General features: G+C 36.7%; 21 protein-coding genes. 19 read left to right on the top strand and 2 right to left on the bottom strand.

The features are described 5' to 3' along the window. The first annotated feature begins 20 nt into the window (after nt 1-20). Nucleotides 21-569 carry a hypothetical protein gene (locus AAEO57_RS09785; protein ID WP_341692064.1) on the top strand — a complete coding sequence of 183 codons (549 nt, stop codon included), beginning with the start codon at nt 21-23 and terminating at the stop codon, nt 567-569. Between the two features lie 49 nt (nt 570-618). On the opposite strand, the gene AAEO57_RS09780 is transcribed toward AAEO57_RS09785, so the two are convergent. Together AAEO57_RS09780 and AAEO57_RS09775 are read right to left on the bottom strand one after the other, a co-directional pair. Beyond that, on the bottom strand, nt 619-933 hold the full coding sequence (locus AAEO57_RS09780; protein WP_073409920.1) for a helix-turn-helix domain-containing protein: 315 nt from the start codon (nt 931-933) through the stop codon (nt 619-621). A gap of 200 nt (nt 934-1,133) precedes the next feature. Beyond that, on the bottom strand, nt 1,134-1,460 hold the full coding sequence (locus tag AAEO57_RS09775; protein ID WP_341692056.1) for a type II toxin-antitoxin system RelE/ParE family toxin: 327 nt from the start codon (nt 1,458-1,460) through the stop codon (nt 1,134-1,136). A 412-nt stretch (nt 1,461-1,872) separates the two neighbouring features. Here AAEO57_RS09775 and AAEO57_RS09770 point away from each other — a divergent pair, with 412 nt between their 5' ends. From AAEO57_RS09770 to AAEO57_RS09685, 18 genes are all read left to right on the top strand, one after another. Next, nucleotides 1,873-2,352, top strand: coding sequence for a hypothetical protein (locus AAEO57_RS09770; RefSeq protein WP_341692054.1), 480 nt, complete (start codon nt 1,873-1,875; stop codon nt 2,350-2,352). 137 nt (nt 2,353-2,489) lie between these two features. Beyond that, the gene (locus tag AAEO57_RS09765) at nt 2,490-2,834 is read left to right on the top strand and encodes a DUF4134 domain-containing protein (protein WP_341692052.1); all 345 of its coding nucleotides are present in this window, start codon (nt 2,490-2,492) and stop codon (nt 2,832-2,834) included. Between the two features lie 11 nt (nt 2,835-2,845). Beyond that, on the top strand, nt 2,846-3,274 hold the full coding sequence (locus tag AAEO57_RS09760) for a DUF1896 family protein (protein ID WP_341692050.1): 429 nt from the start codon (nt 2,846-2,848) through the stop codon (nt 3,272-3,274). Nucleotides 3,275-3,309: 35 nt separating this feature from the next. Then, nucleotides 3,310-8,880: an Eco57I restriction-modification methylase domain-containing protein gene (locus tag AAEO57_RS09755; protein WP_341692048.1), complete on the top strand. Its 5,571-nt coding sequence runs from the start codon at nt 3,310-3,312 to the stop codon at nt 8,878-8,880. 10 nt (nt 8,881-8,890) lie between these two features. Beyond that, on the top strand, nt 8,891-9,208 hold the full coding sequence (locus tag AAEO57_RS09750) for a DUF4133 domain-containing protein (protein ID WP_341692045.1): 318 nt from the start codon (nt 8,891-8,893) through the stop codon (nt 9,206-9,208). Between the two features lie 39 nt (nt 9,209-9,247). Next, complete coding sequence (locus AAEO57_RS09745; RefSeq protein WP_341692043.1) at nt 9,248-11,716, top strand: TraG family conjugative transposon ATPase; 2,469 nt, start codon at nt 9,248-9,250, stop codon at nt 11,714-11,716. A 12-nt stretch (nt 11,717-11,728) separates the two neighbouring features. Further along, nucleotides 11,729-12,415: a conjugal transfer protein TraI gene (locus AAEO57_RS09740; protein WP_341692041.1), complete on the top strand. Its 687-nt coding sequence runs from the start codon at nt 11,729-11,731 to the stop codon at nt 12,413-12,415. A gap of 13 nt (nt 12,416-12,428) precedes the next feature. After that, complete coding sequence (locus AAEO57_RS09735) at nt 12,429-13,058, top strand: hypothetical protein (RefSeq protein ID WP_341692038.1); 630 nt, start codon at nt 12,429-12,431, stop codon at nt 13,056-13,058. Further along, nucleotides 13,055-13,690 carry a TerB family tellurite resistance protein gene (locus AAEO57_RS09730; protein ID WP_341692036.1) on the top strand — a complete coding sequence of 212 codons (636 nt, stop codon included), beginning with the start codon at nt 13,055-13,057 and terminating at the stop codon, nt 13,688-13,690. Before AAEO57_RS09735 ends, AAEO57_RS09730 begins: the two co-directional genes overlap by 4 nt. Before the next feature lie 12 nt (nt 13,691-13,702). Continuing rightward, nucleotides 13,703-14,899, top strand: a complete 1,197-nt coding sequence (traJ, locus tag AAEO57_RS09725; protein WP_341692034.1) for a conjugative transposon protein TraJ — start codon at nt 13,703-13,705, stop codon at nt 14,897-14,899. Nucleotides 14,900-14,916: 17 nt separating this feature from the next. After that, complete coding sequence (traK, locus tag AAEO57_RS09720) at nt 14,917-15,537, top strand: conjugative transposon protein TraK (RefSeq protein WP_341692032.1); 621 nt, start codon at nt 14,917-14,919, stop codon at nt 15,535-15,537. A gap of 13 nt (nt 15,538-15,550) precedes the next feature. Further along, nucleotides 15,551-16,045, top strand: coding sequence for a hypothetical protein (locus AAEO57_RS09715; protein WP_341692030.1), 495 nt, complete (start codon nt 15,551-15,553; stop codon nt 16,043-16,045). A 4-nt stretch (nt 16,046-16,049) separates the two neighbouring features. After that, nucleotides 16,050-17,333 (top strand): conjugative transposon protein TraM, encoded by a 1,284-nt coding sequence (gene traM, locus AAEO57_RS09710; RefSeq protein WP_341692027.1) that lies wholly within the window; start codon nt 16,050-16,052, stop codon nt 17,331-17,333. Nucleotides 17,334-17,351: 18 nt separating this feature from the next. After that, on the top strand, nt 17,352-18,197 hold the full coding sequence (gene traN, locus AAEO57_RS09705) for a conjugative transposon protein TraN (protein WP_341692025.1): 846 nt from the start codon (nt 17,352-17,354) through the stop codon (nt 18,195-18,197). Nucleotides 18,198-18,226: 29 nt separating this feature from the next. Then, the gene (locus AAEO57_RS09700) at nt 18,227-19,024 is read left to right on the top strand and encodes a hypothetical protein (protein WP_341692023.1); all 798 of its coding nucleotides are present in this window, start codon (nt 18,227-18,229) and stop codon (nt 19,022-19,024) included. Nucleotides 19,025-19,033: 9 nt separating this feature from the next. Then, nucleotides 19,034-20,089 (top strand): hypothetical protein, encoded by a 1,056-nt coding sequence (locus AAEO57_RS09695; protein ID WP_341692021.1) that lies wholly within the window; start codon nt 19,034-19,036, stop codon nt 20,087-20,089. Nucleotides 20,090-20,103: 14 nt separating this feature from the next. Beyond that, a complete protein-coding gene (locus AAEO57_RS09690) occupies nt 20,104-20,388 on the top strand; it encodes a hypothetical protein (protein WP_341692019.1) in 285 nt (94 codons plus the stop codon). A 74-nt stretch (nt 20,389-20,462) separates the two neighbouring features. Further along, nucleotides 20,463-20,666, top strand: coding sequence for a hypothetical protein (locus AAEO57_RS09685; protein WP_341692016.1), 204 nt, complete (start codon nt 20,463-20,465; stop codon nt 20,664-20,666).

Below are 20,666 nucleotides of genomic sequence, written 5' to 3'. Positions count from 1 at the left end.
AATAATTAAACCTTAAAAACATGAAAAAGCTACTCTTCATTTTGACCACATTAATTTTAATAATGACATGCTGCCAACGTAAAGAGCTGGATAAAAAATTGGCTTCCGCTCTTATAATTGAAAAAAAACAATATCCAATTATTGTAGTCCATGATATTTTCCGCGGTGATCCAGCACATGCTTACACCATTTTTAAATCAGGACTTGTAGAAAAAGGATTTGCAAAAGTGCTTCAAAGCAAGAAATTTGGTGACACTACTGCCTTCGTTAGTTTTACTGCTGCCGCACAACCATACTTACTACCTACATCTAAAGAGGATAAAATAAGTAAAATTCAACGCGTAAAAGTCGCAGATGAAGAATTTGGCGTGATTAAAGAAATCCGAATGATGAGTTCTGGCGATAAGGCGATTGTTCAATACATCACAATTCGAAGAAAAAATGTTTTTGCTGCTGTAATTAAAAATGGTTTGAAAGATACACTCAATCATGAAGTCTATTTCATACGAGCGGATGATGGCTGGCAGCTTATGGATAAAAAATCGGAAATTGAATTTTTATCCTATTAGAATATTCAAAAGCTGTGCGATATGCAAACGGTCGGTAGAAAATTAGAAGTTAAATTTCAAATTCCACTTTTTTTTCATTAACAATTACTTCAAACTTAATCTTTGCATTTAAAGCTTCGAATATTCGTTTTACTGTAAATAAATTAGCATTTTTTAAACTGTTTTCAATTCGTGATATTTGTGATTTTTGAACTCCAATTTTTACGCCTAATTCCTCTTGCGTTAAATTTTGCTCCTTTCGAATTTCCTTAATAATATGACTTATAATTTTCATATTTAAGTTGAATTCGTAAGCATCTCGAATTTCAGAACCTTTTTGTCCAATTGCAGTATTTTTTAATTGGTCAAGTGATAAAACTTCCATAGTTATGAAGAAAAATTAATTTCGGGAAAACCCTTAAAAATATTAAACAACGTTCTCCGGCTTCTTTGAACGCATAAAAAACAATAGAAAACTTCTGTTTATCTAATGGCATTTTTAAAAATCTGTAACTTTTAATTATAAAGAAATAAAAAAGAATAAAATTGGAGAATGAAATTAGCTTTATTTCATTCTCCAATTTTTTACATTAGGGCAAAATACGAACTGTGTATTTTTTTAGCTTTTGTGATTTCGCTTAAAGCAGTTTTATTACTTTTTTTAATAAAACCATTCGAACAAAAAATTATAGTGTTGTCTTTATCCCTTTTATCCCAAAAACACAATATCCTGTAATGTATTCCTTGAATTCTAGTTCTAAATTCCCAAATCTCATTATTTAATTTCTTTAATAAGTTTGGGTTCATATTGTTTGTTGCCAATTCAATATTTTCTATAATTTTTAATCTATGCTTTAAATCTACTCTCTGCAAAAACTCACCAACTTGTTTGGCAAATTTTACTTCTATCATAATTTCAAATAACATATTTATAAAGTGCAAATATAATATAAAGTTTTAATAAAGGGAAACTTTTTTTTAGAAAAAAATTGGCAATAAAAACACAATGCACAACATACTTCGTTAACCAATTTAAAATTTAATGGAATTTTCGAACTAAAAAACTATCTTAAAATAATTTAATTATCAGATTAGCCTCCCCGTTGTGGAGGCTATTTTATTTTTTTTGCATTTTTTTTATTTTTTTTCTACTTGATTTTGCTGGAGGTTCAGCGGGGTACAACTGGGGTACAACAAAAAGTTGTACTTGTGGCAGTTTTATCTCTATCGTTACTTTGCCCTGTAATGAGAAAGATCCGGAATTGGAATTAGACATCTTCCGGGATTGTGAGAAACTAATGTAGAACGATAAAATGAAGAGAGTATGTTTACAAACATTTCATGGGGTAATTACATAATTGTAGTTATTCTGCTATTGACAATCTGGTATTTATTTGTTGGATTGCGATTTTATTTTGATGCCCTCAAAGAAGTCATATCAGGAAAGCGGAAACTTAAATTCCGCGGATTTGAAAATGCAAACTACCAAGATACTGAACCCGAATTAAAGGATCAGGATTCCCCTGAACTTACTTCAAACCAAACTTCTTTTGGAGAATTTGACACGACTTTTCAAGACGTTGATGCTCTGGTGGCACGATTAAAAACTTTTATCGCAGATGCAGCAAAGAAAAAATTAGTCAAAAAAGAATTTATCTATTACCTGCAGCTTCTCCTAAGAGAATTTCCCTCAGTGAAAAATTCCCCTTTTAATTCTTCTGTAAGCGAACTCATAGTCTCACAATGTGAGAAACTCGAATCAGTCAATTTAACCCAGAAAGAAGCAGAAGCCCTTTGGGAATAAACTCTAAAACAACTTAACGGAGGAATTGCCCCTGTCCATCCCGGCGCAGTATGGCAGATGTAACAGGAAAGTGGAATTGCGACAGCGGCTACACCTCCGTTTTTTTTCAGAATTATTAAACTTTAAAATAATATGCGATGAAAAAATGGAACTATAATTTTAAAAAGTTTATTGAGCAAAAAACAAATAGTATTTGTACGCTTCTGGCACAATTACTTTTTGTAATCAGTTATGAAACCTACGCCCAGGATGGCCTGGCGGGAATCAATGAAGCAAACCAACAGGTAAGAAGTTATTTTGATGCAGGCACAGAACTCATGTATGCCGTAGGTGCGCTACTTGGGCTCATAGGTGCTGTGAAAGTATACCAAAAATGGAATGCTGGTGATCCTGATACTGGAAAAGTGGCTGCCGCCTGGTTTGGAAGCTGCGTTTTTTTGGTAGTAGTAGCTACCGTAATCAAATCCTTCTTTGGGATTTAAAACAAATCGCTATGGAAGATCTACTCAAAGAAAAGTTATGGTTTTATATTATCCATAACAATCCGGATTTGATGTTTACACTCCAGGAAAATTATAGTGTATTGGATTATCTCAATGAGAAAATAAGCAGTGTAAAATCCATATTGGATGATATGTTATCTGATGGTACACCTAAATACATCATCGAAGAAATATGTCTCAATTTACTTACTGAAGATCTGAAACCTTCCCGGTTTTTATATATCCGCTCACTGCTTTCAGATGAGTTTGAGAAAACCTATGCCACTTTTCAGGAAGCAGGTATCCTGACCTATGAGGTAATCAACCTTATCGAAAGCTGCAAGCCGGTTTTTGAAACCATTGGTTTTACTAAAGAAAATGAAGAAGACCCCAATTTGAGAAATGCCCTTATTGGTCAGATTGCTGACTATTTGAATTGAGCTATTTATAGCATGTAGTATGAAAAGGAGTAATTATGGCTTACAATCTATCCCAAAAACTAAGTGCCAATATCGAGGCGATTACTATTGCAATGCAATGGCAGCAAGGTGATGCTTTATCGGAAGAAGCAGTTGCGGCGCTTAAAGCCTATGCCGGCTTTGGTGGAATCAAAGCCATCTTATATCCCCAGGGTACTACCGAAGACTGGATAAAATCCGGTGCGACTAAAGAAGACCTGAAACTGCATACGGAGATGACACGACTACATGCAATACTGCAAGAACATTATTCTGAAAAAGATTATAATTCAGTTGTTTCTTCACTACGTAATAGTGTCCTTACAGCATTTTATACGCCGGAAATTGTACCCAAAACTTTGTACACTGCTTTGGAAGAACAAGGTATTAATCCTAAAAGATTATACGAACCATCAGCGGGATCAGGCATTTTTATCACTGAAGCAGACAACGCATTTTCAAGTTTGGAACAAATTACTGCTGTGGAGAAAGACCAATTAAGCGGACTGGTACTTTCAGCATTAAACAGTACACTTTCAACCCAAAATACCACACATGTAATAGGACTCGAAGAAGCTCCAACAAATGATAACGGCAGTTATGATCTTGTGGTCAGTAATATTCCCTTTGGTAATTTTTCAGTTTACGATAAAGACTATCCTGATAAAGCTATTTCCGGAAAAATTCATAATTACTTTTTTGCAAAAGGACTGGACAAACTCGCTGATGGCGGTCTTATGGCCTACATCACAACGGACGGCTTTTTAAACAGCCCTTCGAATCAGAGTGTCCGCGCGTATCTTTTTCAAAATGCAGATTTTGTAAATATGGCAGTTATGCCTGATAACCTGATGAAGGAAACCGGAAATACAGATGCTCCTAATCATCTGCTTATTGTTCAGAAAAACGAACATAAACAAACGCTGTCTGACAATGAAAGTGAGCTGCTGCAAACCGTTGAACTGGAAAATGAATTTGGAAAATATAGTATTAATAAATATCTGCACAAAAGACCCGAGCTCATCATTGGTAATGAAATACAAGCCGGTAAAAACCAATACGGACAGGCGCACCAAAGTGTGAGACAAAACGGTGATATCAATTCTATTGGAAACTACCTTGGTGAAAATATTACCAAAGGATTAAAAGAAAACTTTAACTCCGAACGCTTTGAGAAGGCTCAAAAAACTGAGATAGTTCAGCCCGCTGAAGCAATCGGACAAAAATTCACTTATTTACCTATGCCGGAGAGTAAAGCAAGCGGTATTTCTGTCCAGCTTGGGTTGTTTGATACTGTGCCTGCAGAGAATATCAACCGTGCTATGGATTACATCAATCCCCTTGATGAAACTGTAGTGGATAAAAAAACAGCACGAATACTCAGTACCATACGCACAAATGATAATACCTCGCATGAAAATGTGGTACTTATCACTGCTAAACAAATTAAGACGAATCGATACCTGTATAAATTATATTCCAATGTCAAAGAAATCGATGGCTTTTCAGCCAATTGGATGAATGGCGGATTACTGCCACATGAATTATTGGCTTTATCCAATACCCTTCAATACTATGATCACAAATATATTTATGAAGGAGATAAAACCCTTGAACCTGCTTTTAACCTTGAAAAGCGACTCTATGAAGAAGTCGCTTCATTGAAATCTTTTTATACAGAAGGTACTCTGGTTAGAGTTGGAGAATACGTTGGAATTATCAGTGATATAAATGAGCAGCACAAACAGGCTTTTTTCCAACCATTAGCATCACAAGGCAATCTGAAATTCTATGATTCCTATATTGCTATTCGGGATTATTATCTGGAATTGTTTGAGAAAGAGCAATCAGATAAAGCTGCCAGTGAACAGGTTCGTAAAAATCTCGATGAGCAGTATACCAAATTTGTGTCCCACTATGGTATTTTGAACGGTACTGAGAATCGCAGGTTAATCATGCAGGATTCCGCTTTTGGTTTCACCATTCTTTCTTCATTGGAACGCAAAGAAGGCGAACGTTATGTGAAGTCGGATATTTTAATAGAGTCTGTAGTAAAACAGCAAGAACGCTATTATACAGATGATTCGGTTGAAGCGCTGGCTCGAAGTCTGAATGAAAAAGGAACTGTTGACTTAAGCTTTATAACTGCTGCGACAGGACTTGAACAAAACGAGGTTATAGAGCATCTGAACCAGCATATCTATTTGAATCCTACAGGTCAGAATTGGGAAACTTCAGACCTTTATTTAAGTGGCAATGTTGTAGAAAAGTTACATCAGGCTAAACAGGCTGTACAACAATATCCTGAAAACACACAATATTACAAAGGATTGCAGGCACTTGAAAAAGTACAGCCGGAGCGTATCCCTTTTGAATTACTCGATTTCAATCTTGGCGAGCGATGGATTCCCAACCGATACTATGAAAGTTTTGCCGGAAAATTATTTGATCAGCCAACTGAAATTAATTATTTCCCATCATTGGATACTTTTAAAGTAAGTACAGGTCACAATACCAAAATAGACAGAGAATTTTCGGTGACTCCCAAAAGTGGAAGAACCACTTATGGCTACACGATATTGGAGCATGCGCTCGAAAATACGGCTCCCTTTTTTACCTATGAAGTTGAGGGAGCCGGCGGAAAACCCATCCGACTGCCCGACAATGAAGCCATACAGATTGCCCATCAAAAAATTGAAAACATCCGTAACGGCTTTATTGAGTGGCTGCAGGAATTGCCAATAAGCGATAAAAATGAACTGGAGAGCCTCTATAATAATACGTTCAATTGTTACGTATTGCGAGAATATAATGGAAGTCATCTGAGCTTTCCGGGATTGGATAAAAAAGCCTTGGAGATTGAAGACTTGTACAGTTCTCAGAAAAATGCAGCATGGCGTATTATTCAAAACCGTGGCGCTTTAATCGATCATGAGGTTGGGCTTGGAAAAACACTAACCATGATTGTTGCTGCCAATGAAATGAAACGATTAGGGATTATTCATAAACCTGCAATATTGGCATTGAATGCCAATGTAAATCAAATTGCAGCAACCTATCGAAAGGCTTATCCCAATGCAAGAATATTGTCACCTGGTGAAAATGATTTTACTCCGGCAAAAAGAATGAGACTCTTCCATGAGATTAAAAATAATAATTGGGACTGTATCATTTTAACCCACGATCAGTTTGGTAAAATTCCGCAGTCACCCGAAATACAAAAAGAGATCTTACAAAATGAGCTGGATAATATAGAACGGGACCTTGATACGGCCAAAGATCTAGGAGGCGATATCTCCAAGAAAATATTAAAAGGTCTTGAAATACGAAAAAATAATCTGGATGGCAGACTAAAAACACTGCTCAAAGATATAGAAGATAAAAAGGACAGCGGTATCAACTTTAAAGAAATGGGGATTGATCATTTGTTTGTAGATGAATCTCACAAATTCAAAAATCTGACTTTCACTACCCGTCATGACCGTGTTGCCGGAATTGGAAATATGCAGGGAAGCCAAAAGGCGCTTAATATGTTATTTGCGGTGCGCACGCTTCAGGAAAAATTCGATTCGGATCTGTGTGTGACCTTTCTTTCCGGTACTCCAATATCCAATAGTCTTACCGAAATGTATCTGCTTTTCAAATACCTGCGTCCTAAAGAAATGGAACGCCAGCATATTGAAAACTTTGACGGATGGGCAGCTGTTTTCGCCAGAAAAACAACTGATTTTGAATTTTCCGTTACCAACGAGATTATTGCCAAAGAGCGTTTTCGCCATTTTATTAAAGTTCCGGAATTGGCACTATTCTATAATGAGATTACCGATTACAAAACAGCAAAACATATTGATCTGGATAAACCGGAAATTGAGGAACAGCTTGTCAATATCAGCCCGACAACTGAGCAAAGCGAGTTTATTACCCAGCTCATGCAGTTTGCCAAAACAGGTAATGCGACACTTATCGGCAGGGCGCCTCTTACCTCTCAGGAAGATAAAGGCAGGATGCTAATCGCTACTAATTACGCTAAAAAAATGGCTGCCGATATGAGGCTGGTAAATGAAAGATATGGTGATCATCCGAATAATAAAGTCAATACATGCGCTAGAAATGTGGCTGAAATTCATCATGCTTCCATGGAGCATAAAGGCACTCAGATCGTTTTTTCAGATATCGGGACACCCAAGCCGGATGACTTTAATATGTATGATGCCCTTAAAGAAAAATTGGTAAGGGATTTTAATATCCCGGCTCATGAGATTACCTATATACACGATTGGGCAGATAAAAAGAAACCGGAGTTGTTTTCTAAAATGAATACAGGTGAGATACGTATTCTTTTGGGCAGTACAGAAAAAGCAGGTACCGGGCTTAATGTACAAAAGCGTGTTGTGGCAATGCATCATATGGATATTCCCTGGAGACCATCAGATCTGGGACAACGCAACGGTCGAGGCAGCAGACAAGGTAATGAAGTTGCCAAACAGCATTATGGTAATAAAGTGAAAAATTTCATCTATGCAACAGAGCAATCCCTGGATAATTACAAATTCAACCTTTTGAAGAACAAACAGACTTTTATCAGTCAGATGAAAAACTGTGAACTTAATGTGAGGACTATTGATGAGGGGGCAATGGATGAGCAAAGTGGGATGAACTTTTCTGAATATATCGCAGTATTATCAGGTGACACTTCATTACTGGAAAAATCAAAACTGGAGAAAAAAGTAGCAGTAATGGAAAGCCTTAAAAAAGCACATTACAAAGAAATTTCCAGAATTAAATATCAGGTTGAATACCTAATGGAAGAAAAGGGAATCATCACTAAAACACTAGAGAAATTAACTGCTGATGACAGCTTTTACAAAACCAATCTGAGGTATGAGTCTGATGGTTCTAAAGCCAATCCAATACAGCTGTTTAACTGCAAAACAGCAGATCCCGAAAGTATCGGCAAAGAAATTATCCTACTCTACAAAAACTGGAAACCTCCCGAAGGAGAAAAAGAATCCAAAGAGATTGGAAAGTTATATGATTTTAAACTCTATATAAAAAGAGAACGTGAAGCCTTTCAAAATGATGGTTTATACCAGTACCGTTACTCTAACAGCTTTTACGCACAACGTTTGGAAGATGGTATAAAATATACTTCCAATGGAGGAACTCCAAATGTGGACAATCCTAAATTGGCAGCCCGCCATTTTCTAAATGCAATTGATAAGGTAGAACATCTCAAGGAAAAATACCAAAAGTCTCTAAAAGATATTGAAAACCAACTTCCTGAATTACAACAATTAAGTACAAAAGTATTCAGCCAGGAACATGAACTGCAAAAAATGAAAAGCGATCTCAGCAGTCTTGAAAGGGAAATAGCCCTGAAAATTCAGGAGAACCAATTAAAGGAAGCCAATCCGCAAGAGGATAAGCTCAGTAATGAAACTAAATTAACCGATACAGTGCCGGTAATTCAACTGCCAATAAAGAACGGTGAAGAGGCAAAGGGTTGCACAACTACAGAAAGTAATACTGATAAATGGCAGGAGCGCTCTTTTTCGGAAATGAGACGCAGTAACAGAATGAAATTTTAAAACAAACACCATGTCAAACAGTGTATATCAAATCAACAAAGGCATTAACCAGAGCATAGAGTTTAAAGGTTTAAAAGCGCAGTATATCTGGTACCTGGGCGGTGGGGTAATAGTACTTATGATACTGTTTGCCATTATGTACATAGCCGGCTTACCCTCTTTAATCTGCATAGGAATTATTGGTGTCTCAGGGACATTTTGGGTATTGAAAATATATAAAATGAGCCACAAATACGGTGAATATGGAATGATGAAAGCATTAGCGAAACGACAGATTCCTAAAGCAGTAAAATCCCAAAGCAGAAAAATTTTTACGATGATGAAATAAAATTTGCTCAGCATTACCTGAGCGGTAAAAAAAAGGATGATGGAAAAGATGATAGATGATATTTTACCAATTATGGATGTAGAGCACGATTGCATCCTTTCCAAACAAGGAGACGTAACGGTCGTATTCAAGGCACAACTTCCCGAGATATTTACCTTGTCAGATCAGGAATACGAAGCATTTCATCAGGTGTGGCTTAAAGCTATAAAGCTGCTTCCGAAATTTAGTGTATTCCATAAACAGGACTGGTTTATCGATAGTAAGTTTGAACCTGATTTTACAAGTGAAGACTCCAGTTTTCTTACCCGAAGCAGTGAACGCTTTTTTAATGAGCGTCCCTTTCTGGATCATTCCTGTTACATTTTTTTAACTAAAAAACCGGCAGGAAGAAAAACGTCCAGTTCCTTATTTTCCAATTTACTTAGAAGTTCAATAGTTCCGGAAGAAACATTAAAAACACAAGCACGTCAGGAGTTTATTGATAGTACCGGGCAATTCAGACGCATATTAGAAGACAGTGGTTTTGTAAAATTAACTCGTCTTGGAAATGATCAGCTTCGAAGCCACAGTAGAAAAATTGGGATTATAGAGCGGTATTGTTTTCTTGCTGAAAAAGAAAACTCATTTGTTTTTAAAGATATTGCTTTTGATGATGGTCTTCAAATTGGTGACAAACACTGTCAGATTTATACGTTGGGGGATGCAGCTGATCTTCCTGCCTTATGCGGTTCAAGGATTAATTATGACCGGTATTCCACAGATAAGACCAAATTCAGTATCGGATTTGCTTCCACTCTGGGGCAATTACTTTCATGCAATCACATATACAATCAATATATTTTCATAGAGGATTTCCAGAAAACTTTACAAAAACTCGAAAGTAAAAGATTGCGATTACAATCTTTATCAGCCTACAGTAGGGAGAACCTAATTGCCCGTGATGCCACTAATGATTTTCTTAACGAGGCTATCAGCCAGCAGCGACTGCCTGTAAAAGCACATTTTAATGTATTGATCTGGACCGACAATAAAGAAGAACTCAAAGACCTCAAAAACAAAGTTTCTTCCGCACTTGCTCAGATGGATGCAGTTGCTAAACAAGAGACAGTAGGCGCATCACAAATATTTTGGGCAGGAATTCCCGGGAATTCCGCAGATTTCCCAATGAATGACACTTTCGATACGTTCACAGAACAAGCTACCTGTTTTTTGAATTTGGAAACAGGTTATCGTTCTTCCCTTAGCCCAACTGGAATTCGATTAGGAGATCGCTTAACGGGAAAACCGGTTCATGTAGATATTAGTGACGAGCCAGTTAAGATGGGAATTTGTACCAATCGAAACAAATTTATACTGGGACCTTCGGGAAGCGGTAAATCTTTTTTCACCAACCATATGGTTAGAAGTTACTATGAGCAAGGGACTCATATTGTACTTGTTGATGTTGGACACAGCTACAAGGGACTGTGTGATATGGTCAAGGGCTACTACTTTACCTATGATGAAAAGAGCCCGATCCGTTTTAATCCCTTTTATATCAGCGAAGGTGATTCGCTGGATACCGAGAAAAAAGAAAGTATTAAAACATTGTTATTAGCACTCTGGAAAAAAGACAATGAAACATTCAACCGAAGTGAATATGTGGCACTGTCCAATGCGCTACAATTGTATTATGAAAAGTTAGACAACAATTCCGATTTATTTCCCTGTTTTGACAGTTTTTATGAATTTCTGAAAAATGAGTTTGTACCCATATTGGAAGGCGATAAGGTGAAGGAAAAGGATTTTGATGTAAATAATTTTCTCTATGTACTGCGTCCGTATTACAAGGGAGGTGAATTTGATTACCTGCTCAACGCTACCGAGAATCTCGATCTATTAAAAGAACGCTTTATTGTTTTTGAACTCGACAATATCAAAGACCATCCAATACTTTTTCCAGTGGTGACAATCATCATCATGGAAGTGTTTATCAGTAAGATGCGTAAGCTCAAAGGTATTAGAAAAATGATCCTCATTGAAGAGGCCTGGAAGGCAATTGCCAAGGAAGGGATGGCAGATTACATACGGTATTTATTCAAGACTGTGCGTAAATTCTTTGGGGAAGCCATTGTAGTGACTCAGGAAGTCGAAGATATAATTTCTTCCCCGGTAGTCAAGCAGGCTATTATAAACAATAGTGACTGCAAGATATTATTAGACCAAAGTAAATATCAAAATAAATTCGAACAAATTCAGGAGCTTCTTGGATTAACCGACAAAGAAAAAGCATTGGTATTATCTGTAAACAAAGCCAATGATCCCGATAAAAAGTACAAGGAAGTATTTATTTCCCTGGGAGGAATGCAATCTAAAGTGTACCGTACAGAAGTGTCGCTTGAGGAATATTTGGCCTACACCACCGAAGAAACTGAAAAAGTAAAAGTGCAGGCGTATGCGAAGAAATTTGATGGAGACATTAAAAAAGGTATTGCGGCGCTTGCAATAGATATGAGAAATGGAAATTAAACTACAATACTTATGAAAACAAAAAAGAAAATCATGATTTGCCTGTTGTGCTTTTTACTGATCAGCACACCTGCAAGACCAGCAACAGTTGCAGCAATACCGATTTTGGAAATCGTAAAAGCGGTTGCTAAAAAGGTAATTAAGGCTATTGACCTTAGGATCCAAAAACTGCAAAACAAAACGATCTGGCTGCAGAATGCACAGAAAAAAATAGAGAATATCCTCTCCAAACTAAAGCTGGATGAGATTTCAGATTGGACTGAGAAACAAAAAGAACTCTATAAGAATTATTACGAGGAACTGGCAAAAGTTAAATCCATCATTACCTATTACCAGCGTATCAAGGATATCAGTGCAAAGCAGGTTCGTTTGGTAGATGAATACGAAAGAGCCTGGAACCTGTTTCAAAAGGATGCTCATTTTAATTCCAACGAACTCGATTATATGCAAAGTGTATATTCCGGAATACTCGATGAAAGCCTAAAAAACATCGATCAGATTTTTCTGGTTTTGGATTCTTTTACCACTCAGATGAGTGATGCCAAAAGGCTGGAGATTATCAACAGTGCTGCGGATCAGATTGATGCCAATTATCATGACCTGACACTCTTCAACAGACAAAATATACTACTCAGTCTTCAAAGAGCTAAGACAGAGAATGATGTCAAATCCGTTAAACAATTTTACGGAATTCCGTAATAAATCAAAAAACATGAAAAAAATATTTTTACTAGTGCTTTTTACTATACTGATCACAGGAAATCTTCAGGCACAGGCAAAACAGCAAAGAGTGCTTTTACAGCAAATAGCAGCCCTGCAAGTCTATATCGGATATGCCCAAAAAGGCTATTCCGTCGTCAAAAAGGGGCTGAATACCATAGGAGATTTCAAACGTGGAGAATTTAATCTTCATACCGATTACCTGAATTCTCTAAAGGCAGTCAACCCCAAAATAAAAAAGTATGCCAGAGTAACGAAAATTATAGGGCTCCAGATAAAAATCATAAAAAGCTACAAAAGCTTATATCAGCAAATCCGGCAAGATGATTTGTTTCATGGAGATGAAGTCGATTATATCAAAAGAGTTTTTGAAAGGTTAATTGAAAATTGTGATACCAATCTGGATGAGCTTCTAACAATCGTTACGGACGGAAATTTAGAAATGAAAGATGATGAACGAATGAAACGCATTGATATGATTTACCAGAATATGCTGGATAACTACGCTTTTTCTGAGAGCTTCAGTAATGAAACTAAAATCCTGGCTGTATCAAAAGCAACCGAATTGAAAGAAGCAAAAAACAGCCGTGTCCTGAACGGCATTAATACTGATTTGCCATGAAAAAATTACTGATTATAGGAATTGTGTTTACCGGATTGCTATTTCCATCCCCGATAACAGCCCAAAAACAGGAAATCCAGCAATTGATTTTGAACATAGAAAAGCTGGCCCAGTTCAAACAGATTTTAAAGGATATGAAAAAGGGCTATGAAATACTAAGTGGAGGGTATAATACGGTAAAGGATTTGTCTGAAGGAAATTTCAGCCTGCATGAAACATTTCTTGATGCGCTGATGCAAGTCAGTCCCACGGTTCGGAATTATAGTCGCATCGGTGATATTGTTAATTATCAGGTGTTGCTGGTAAAAGAGTACAAGTCTTCTTTTAGCCGATTTAGGGAAAGTAAAAATTTTAATCCTGATGAAATAGCCTATCTCGAAAGGGTGTACAATAATCTTTTTAAGCAAAGTCTTAGAAATCTTGATGAGCTAACCTCAGTCATTAACGCTAATAAAATGCGAATGTCAGATGATGAAAGGCTAGCCGCTATTGACAAAATATATGCAGATATGCAGGACAAACTTTTGTTCCTGAGAAACTTCAACAATAATACGACTGTACTGGCTTTACAGCGTACAAAAGAGCGCAATGATACGCGTGCAATGCGTAGTATTTATAAGTTAAATAACTAAATATCAAGTGTTATGATAAAGATAAATAAGCAAATAATACTTGTTCTTCTTGCAATGATATTGCCATTTATTACGCAGGCACAAGGAATTGCAGATGACATGAACGGACTGCATAGTGTACTGGAACAATTGTATGATGAAATGATGCCTTTATGCAATAACCTAATTGGCGTCGGACAGGGACTTGCCGGTTTTGCCGCTATGTGGTATATCGCCTCAAGAGTCTGGAGACATATTGCCAGTGCTGAACCCATCGACTTCTATCCGCTCTTTCGTCCTTTTGTTATCGGATTTTGCATCATGATTTTTCCGTCGGTTTTAGACATGATTAATGGTATTATGAAACCAACTGTTACAGCAACTGCGGCAATGGTGGAAGGATCGAATAAAGCAATTGAAAGGCTGCTTAAAGAAAAAGAAGAAGCACTCAAAGAAACAGATCCTTGGAAAATGTATGTGGGTTCGACAGGTAGCGGCGATCAGGATAAATGGTACCGATACACACATGATGATGCAGATCCTAGTGGGCAGGGAATGCTGGATGGTATTGGAAATGACATCAAATTTGCCATGAGCAAAGCCTCTTATAATTTCCGAAATTCAGTAAAAGAATGGATGAGCGAGGTACTGCGTGTATTATTTGAAGCTGCTTCGCTATGCATCGATACGCTGCGGACTTTTCAATTGGTGGTACTTTCTATTTTAGGTCCAATCGTTTTTGGCATTTCGGTCTTCGATGGTTTTCAACACACCCTTACAGTCTGGCTGGCACGTTACATCAATATCTATCTGTGGCTTCCCGTGGCTAACATATTTGGAAGCATCATCGGAAAAATTCAAGAGAATATGCTAAAGATTGATATTACGCAAGCGGGAGAATATGGAGATACTTTCTTTAGCAGGACTGATGTTGCCTATTTGGTGTTTATGATTATTGGAATTATAGGTTATTTCACCGTTCCCTCTGTTGCCAATTACATAGTTCATGCCGGAGGTGGTGGGGCATTAGGTCAAAAAGCCACCAGTATCTTCAGTAATTCTACAACTTCAGCTGTGAGTACTGCATCTCAAGGAGTTGGCATGGTAGCAGATGCAATGGGAAATGCCACTGGTCGTATGTACCAAAGTATGTCTGATTCTGGCAGTAGTAATGATTATTTCAGGGACAAAGACAGTTACATGGCGGATAAATTAAAAGGTAAATCTTAACCCTAAATTCAAAGTTTATGTTTAGCAAAATGAAAAATATTGACACTGCCTTTCGGCATGTTCGCGGTTTTACCATGCTGGTCATTATAGGGTGTATCCTTATTAGCTGCTTTTCACTTTATAAGAGTTTCTCGCTAGTGTCTCAAATGCAAAATAAGGTTTATATACTGGCTAACGGAAAGGCGCTGGAAGCTTATGCTTCGGACCGAAAAGACAATATACCTGTAGAAGCAAGGGATCATGTAAAGACATTTCATAAGCTGTTTTTTACACTTGACCCGGATGATAAAGTCATTAAAAGCAATGTAACAAAGGCTCTTTATCTGGCGGATGACAGTGCAAAACGGGTCTATGATGATTTAAAGGAAAACGGTTACTACTCCGGTATCATATCAGGGAACGTCAGCCAAACGATACAGATTGACAGTGTGACTATTGATCTTAACAACTATCCGTATGGATTCCGATGTTATGCTACTCAAAATATCATTCGTACCACCAGTATTGCGCATCGGAACCTTATCACTGAAGGTAACCTTCGTAACGTATCGAGAAGTGATAACAATCCACATGGCTTTTTAATCGAGCGATGGAATACTATTGAGAATCGGGACATAAGTACTGAAAATAGAAAATAATAAACTACTGATTATGAAATTCACTTTTAAAAGAAAGAACAAAAAAAGCGATGTTACTGCAACTGTTAAAAATAATCTATGGCAAAAGTTTGATCAGGCTAATCTGCGATTGCAGTATAAATGCGCCAATTGGCTGAAAAATAAAACGGCTCATTTTTCACGTCTTAACTGGATTGTGATTCTGTTCGCCTTTATAGTGTTTACAGGCGGATGCAGTATTTATCTGATTGTGAAAAGTTTTTCAGGTAAGCCAACTGAAAATATTACCGTAATCCCAATAACCAAGCCAGTGAATTCAATACCATTAAAAGAAAAGCCTCTTGAACTCAGTACAATTATTAGTAAAACAGAATTTGAAAAAATTAAAAGTTTTAGGAAATATATGGATAGTTTGACGCGCAGTCCCACAGGAAAAAAAACGTATGACAGTATTGTTTCAGACCGTCCCAGACTTCTGGACAGTTTAACAATATTCGAAAATTATTATTACTCACATCTTAAAAATTAATATCATGGAACAAAACACAAAATCATTAAAGGCCTTAAAACATCGTAAGATGCTCTTGGTACTGCCAATATTGGCGTTGCCATTTCTAACTGCCATATTTTGGGCATTGGGAGGTGGAAAAATGGATGCTGCCAACTCAGCAGCATCACAGCAAAAAGGTTTTAATCTAAAACTTCCCAATGCGAACCTGAAAGAAGGACTTCAGCTCGATAAAATGAATTATTACGATCTGGCTGCACTTGATTCAGCAAAGCTTGATGAACTTATCAAAAAAGATCCCAACTATTTGAACCAATCCTTTCAGATTGATTCAACTGAAGACAGTAGTGCTGTTACTCAACAAAAAGAGCGACATGGTTTAAATAAATCCGTTTATCGCGATCCAAATGAAGAAAAAGTGCATCAAAAATTGGAAGCATTGCAAAAAGCAATCAATACACCAGTAGCAGTTCCAGAGCAAAATAGAGATTATACTAAAATTGTAAAATCAAATGAAACCTCGCTGCATTCCAATGATGTGGACAGGCTCGAACAAATGATGCAGTCTATGAATGAAGAGCAGGAAAGTCAGGATCCGGAACTGCAGCAACTCGGTGGAATGCTGGAGAGTATTTTGGATATCCAACATCCCAACAGGGTACAGGAAAAATTGAAAAAAGCCTCCGAGGCTCAGCGTGGACAAGTCTTTACTATTTCAACCAAGGAGTATGAAGATCCTGTTTCTTCTTTACAAAACAAAGCATTGAACAGTTCTCAGTATAAACAGAATGGTTTTTACTCTTTAGACGAACTAGAAAATGATGATTCAATGCAGAATGCTGTAGAAGCCATTATTCATGAAACACAAACAATTGTAAATGGCTCGACAGTTAAGTTTCGACTCATGAATGACATCTTCATAAACGGTATTAAAATTCCAAAAGACAATTTTTTGTTTGGAACAGCTTCCTTAAAAGGAGAACGATTAACTATCAACATTAGTAGTATCAGATACAACAACTCCCTATTTCCGGTGGACTTGTCGGTTTATGATATGGATGGACTTGTCGGTATATATATTCCGGGAGCTATCAATCGTGATGTTGCCAAAGCCTCGGCTGATCGCTCCATGCAAACTTTGGGAGTTACATCATTGGACGATTCCTGGGGAGCTCAGGCTGCAGGAGCGGGAATTGAAGCGGCTAAAAGCCTGCTAAGCAAAAAAGTAAAACTGGTTAAAGTAGTTGTGAAAGCAGGTTATAAGGTACTGCTGCATGATGAAAAACAGAAACAAAAAGATTTCAATTAAAAACTAAAAAAGATACAGATGAAAAATTTTAAACTATTGGTGATGGGGCATCTATTATTTATGACCATCGGTGTATTGGCACAGCAAACAGGTAAAAACCGTTTATATAAAACAGAATCGGACTCGTTAATGATAGCCTATTCAAAAACGACCAATATTGTATTTCCTTTTGCCATAAAAAGTGTCGACAAGGGAAGTCCCGATATATTGGTGCAAAAAGCAAAAGGTCTTGAAAACATCCTTCAGGTTAAGGCGGCCCAAAAAGGATTTTTTCAGACCAATCTTACGGTAGTGACAGCTGATGGTAAACTCTATTCATTTGTGCTGGACTATAATGAAGAGTTTCCACAGCTGAATCTTACATTGAATAAAACTAAGCCCGATGGACAGGAAATTTACTTTTCAGATGAAATCATTAATGATGAGGATATTGAGGAATATTCAAAGTTAGCGCTATACGACAAAAAAAAGCTGCGAGGTCAAAAGGAAAGTAAATACGATATTGATTTTAGGCTCAACGGAATTTTTATTCGTGATGAGGTTATGTATTACAGGATAAAGGTCACCAACCATTCTAAAATCAATTATGAGATCGATCAGCTTCGCTTTTTTATTCGCGACACTAAAAAAATAAAACGTACTGCTTCACAGGAAATCGAAATTACACCAGTTTATATCCTGAATGATGTTGATAAAATTGAAGCTGAAGCAGAAAACATCTTTGTATTTGCGCTGCCAAAATTTACAATTCCGGAAAAAAAATATTTAGCCATACAACTCATGGAGAAAAACGGTGGCAGACATTTAGAAGAACATGTCAAGAATACAAAACTGGTACAGGTGACTGTACTTCCCAAACTATAAATTATTTAATAATTAAAAAAATTGAAATCATGAACGAGAAAAATTTTGAATACTTACGCGAACAGTTAAAGTACACTGGTTTTGGAGATGCATTAGAGTCTGAATTAAAAGAAAAAATGCAAAAAGAAGAACCTAATTTCACTTTGACGCATAATGCGCAATATGGTACTGATACTGCTGCAGCTACATTAAATTTCAATAAGTCAAAAGAAAGCGATATGTATTTCTTTAATTCTTATAAAGTGGAACTGCAAAAGGAAAATTCCAAAGAAGCTTTGGAGCAAACCTTTTATATCAATAAAGGCAGCAACATAACCATGAAAGAAGCTTACAATCTTATGGAAGGCAGATCAGTAAACAAAGATCTTACCAACAAGGACGGAGAACTTTACAACGCTTGGCTTCAAATCGATTTTAAACAATCCGAATCTAATGGAAACTTTAAACTAAACCATTACCATCAGAATTACGGTTATGATTTAGAAGCAGCACTCTCCAAACATCCAATTAAAGAACTGGAAACCCCAAAATATAAAGAAGACTTGATCAATTCTTTGAAAAAGGGAAACCTGCAATCCGCTACTTTCCAAAAAGAAGGAAATGAGATTAAGCAATATATTGAAGCCAGCCCACAATTCAAGACAATTAATGTATATGACAGCAATTTGCAACGCATTGATAATCGTAAGTCTAAAGAAGAAAAGCAATCCGAAACTCAGCAAGCTTCTGAAAAACAAGGCAGTAAAAAGCAAAATCAAACTGCCGATGATGATGGACCAGAAGTGCCAAAGGAAGCTAAGAAGAAAAACAAAAGTCAATCCATGTAATCAATGATTATGAACGAACAACTTCCTGTGAACAGAGTAGAGATGGAATTGAACCAATGGCGCTCAAGGGAAGAGCGTTTTAGTAAACTGTTTAATTTCAGTCTTTCCAACAATAGGTCACTGATTAAAGAAAAGCTTCATCATTACGAGCGGATTGGAACAAAGTATAAGGGCAGCAAAAATATTGAGGAACGTTTCGCTTTGAAGATGCTCAATCAGGAAAAGAACAAGATTCTAAAACAACTTTATCCTAATTTATTGGTAAGACTCATTCGTAAACTGATCATTGCACCACTCGTAGACCAAATTGCTGTTCGGAAAGATGCAAAAGAAGAAGAAAAAAATAACCAATCGCTGCACCATCAGGTGCAGCGTATTGGTTTTAGAGATTTGTCAAATCAAATTGAGCATCAAATCAAACAAGGTCATGAGCAGTTCACTATTCCGGTTTCCTATTACGTCAACGAGAAAGAACGACTGAATCATGAGTTGTCTTTTTCTAAAGACCAGAGCGGACGGTATCAATTTGAAGGATATAAAACCACTTTGCAAAATGAATCAAAGCCTGATGAAGAGAGAAGCCAATATTTTAAGGTACAACAAGGAAATCCTATTGATACAACACAGACATATAATTTATTAGCGGGACGTTCCATTCAGAAGGAAAAATCCTGGATCCAACTGGATCTTAACGATAAAGACGCAAGTGGCAATCACCGCATCAAAGAATTTCATTCCGGTTATGGTTATGATCTTGAAAAAGCCTTACAGCAACTCCCTTTAAAGGAATTATCAAATAAAACCAAAGCTGATATGCTCAAAGAGGCTTTAAAACAAGGGAACTTACAGTCTGTAACCTTAATTAAAAACGGAAATGAACATCGCTTTTACATTGAAGCAAATCCCCAATTTAAATCGGTTAATATTTATGATCAGCACTCGAGAAAAATAACGATAGCAACGGCATTGGGCAATAAAACGATGGAAACAGTAAAGCAGAAACAAAAAGACAATGAGAGTCAACAACACAACCATTCCAAACGAAGTGGTATGCATATAAGCTGATAACACAGGAAATAATGAAGACACTGCAACCCTTATCTGATTTTTTCAAAGCTATTGAAAAAGATTACCGTATAAGTGTCACTCATATTGGAATATATGCTGCATTACTCCAATTCAGGGCTGATAAGGGATTTATTAATCCTATTGAAGCATACAGACATGAAATTATGAAGATTGCCAAAATAACAGGACCGGTTACATACCATAAATGCATGCGTGAACTAAACGAATATGGATACATAAATTATCTACCAAAACGCAATAGAAATCAAAGAAGTATAATCTATTTTCCTATATAATAATTTAATTATTTATTGTTAAAATTAGTAAAGCCCGCATTCGGGCTTTTGCTGTCAATATAAGGAGGTGAAAAATGAGAAATGATAATATTGATAGAATTACAGCTCAAGAAGCAATGGAATTATTGCGAAAAGATGGAATAAACGTCGACATTGAGCAGGCTAAAATAATTGCCGCCTTTCTTTACGAAATGGCTGAATTAGTGGTAAATACATATTTATATCAGCAAAAAAATGTAAATTTACCTACACTTAAAAAGTCACTTAATCAAGTTTAG

This window comes from Flavobacterium calami (assembly GCF_038290035.1).
GTDB lineage: Bacteria > Bacteroidota > Bacteroidia > Flavobacteriales > Flavobacteriaceae > Flavobacterium > Flavobacterium calami.
This window is presented reverse-complemented; position numbering and strand designations above follow the sequence as displayed.

Coding starts and splice junctions, on each gene's coding strand:
- AAEO57_RS09785 (WP_341692064.1), top strand. CDS start 21: ATGAAAAAGCTACTCTTCATTTTGACCACATTAATTTTAATAATGACA.
- AAEO57_RS09780 (WP_073409920.1), bottom strand. CDS start 933: ATGGAAGTTTTATCACTTGACCAATTAAAAAATACTGCAATTGGACAA.
- AAEO57_RS09775 (WP_341692056.1), bottom strand. CDS start 1,460: ATGATAGAAGTAAAATTTGCCAAACAAGTTGGTGAGTTTTTGCAGAGA.
- AAEO57_RS09770 (WP_341692054.1), top strand. CDS start 1,873: ATGTTTACAAACATTTCATGGGGTAATTACATAATTGTAGTTATTCTG.
- AAEO57_RS09765 (WP_341692052.1), top strand. CDS start 2,490: ATGAAAAAATGGAACTATAATTTTAAAAAGTTTATTGAGCAAAAAACA.
- AAEO57_RS09760 (WP_341692050.1), top strand. CDS start 2,846: ATGGAAGATCTACTCAAAGAAAAGTTATGGTTTTATATTATCCATAAC.
- AAEO57_RS09755 (WP_341692048.1), top strand. CDS start 3,310: ATGGCTTACAATCTATCCCAAAAACTAAGTGCCAATATCGAGGCGATT.
- AAEO57_RS09750 (WP_341692045.1), top strand. CDS start 8,891: ATGTCAAACAGTGTATATCAAATCAACAAAGGCATTAACCAGAGCATA.
- AAEO57_RS09745 (WP_341692043.1), top strand. CDS start 9,248: ATGGAAAAGATGATAGATGATATTTTACCAATTATGGATGTAGAGCAC.
- AAEO57_RS09740 (WP_341692041.1), top strand. CDS start 11,729: ATGAAAACAAAAAAGAAAATCATGATTTGCCTGTTGTGCTTTTTACTG.
- AAEO57_RS09735 (WP_341692038.1), top strand. CDS start 12,429: ATGAAAAAAATATTTTTACTAGTGCTTTTTACTATACTGATCACAGGA.
- AAEO57_RS09730 (WP_341692036.1), top strand. CDS start 13,055: ATGAAAAAATTACTGATTATAGGAATTGTGTTTACCGGATTGCTATTT.
- traJ (WP_341692034.1), top strand. CDS start 13,703: ATGATAAAGATAAATAAGCAAATAATACTTGTTCTTCTTGCAATGATA.
- traK (WP_341692032.1), top strand. CDS start 14,917: ATGTTTAGCAAAATGAAAAATATTGACACTGCCTTTCGGCATGTTCGC.
- AAEO57_RS09715 (WP_341692030.1), top strand. CDS start 15,551: ATGAAATTCACTTTTAAAAGAAAGAACAAAAAAAGCGATGTTACTGCA.
- traM (WP_341692027.1), top strand. CDS start 16,050: ATGGAACAAAACACAAAATCATTAAAGGCCTTAAAACATCGTAAGATG.
- traN (WP_341692025.1), top strand. CDS start 17,352: ATGAAAAATTTTAAACTATTGGTGATGGGGCATCTATTATTTATGACC.
- AAEO57_RS09700 (WP_341692023.1), top strand. CDS start 18,227: ATGAACGAGAAAAATTTTGAATACTTACGCGAACAGTTAAAGTACACT.
- AAEO57_RS09695 (WP_341692021.1), top strand. CDS start 19,034: ATGAACGAACAACTTCCTGTGAACAGAGTAGAGATGGAATTGAACCAA.
- AAEO57_RS09690 (WP_341692019.1), top strand. CDS start 20,104: ATGAAGACACTGCAACCCTTATCTGATTTTTTCAAAGCTATTGAAAAA.
- AAEO57_RS09685 (WP_341692016.1), top strand. CDS start 20,463: ATGAGAAATGATAATATTGATAGAATTACAGCTCAAGAAGCAATGGAA.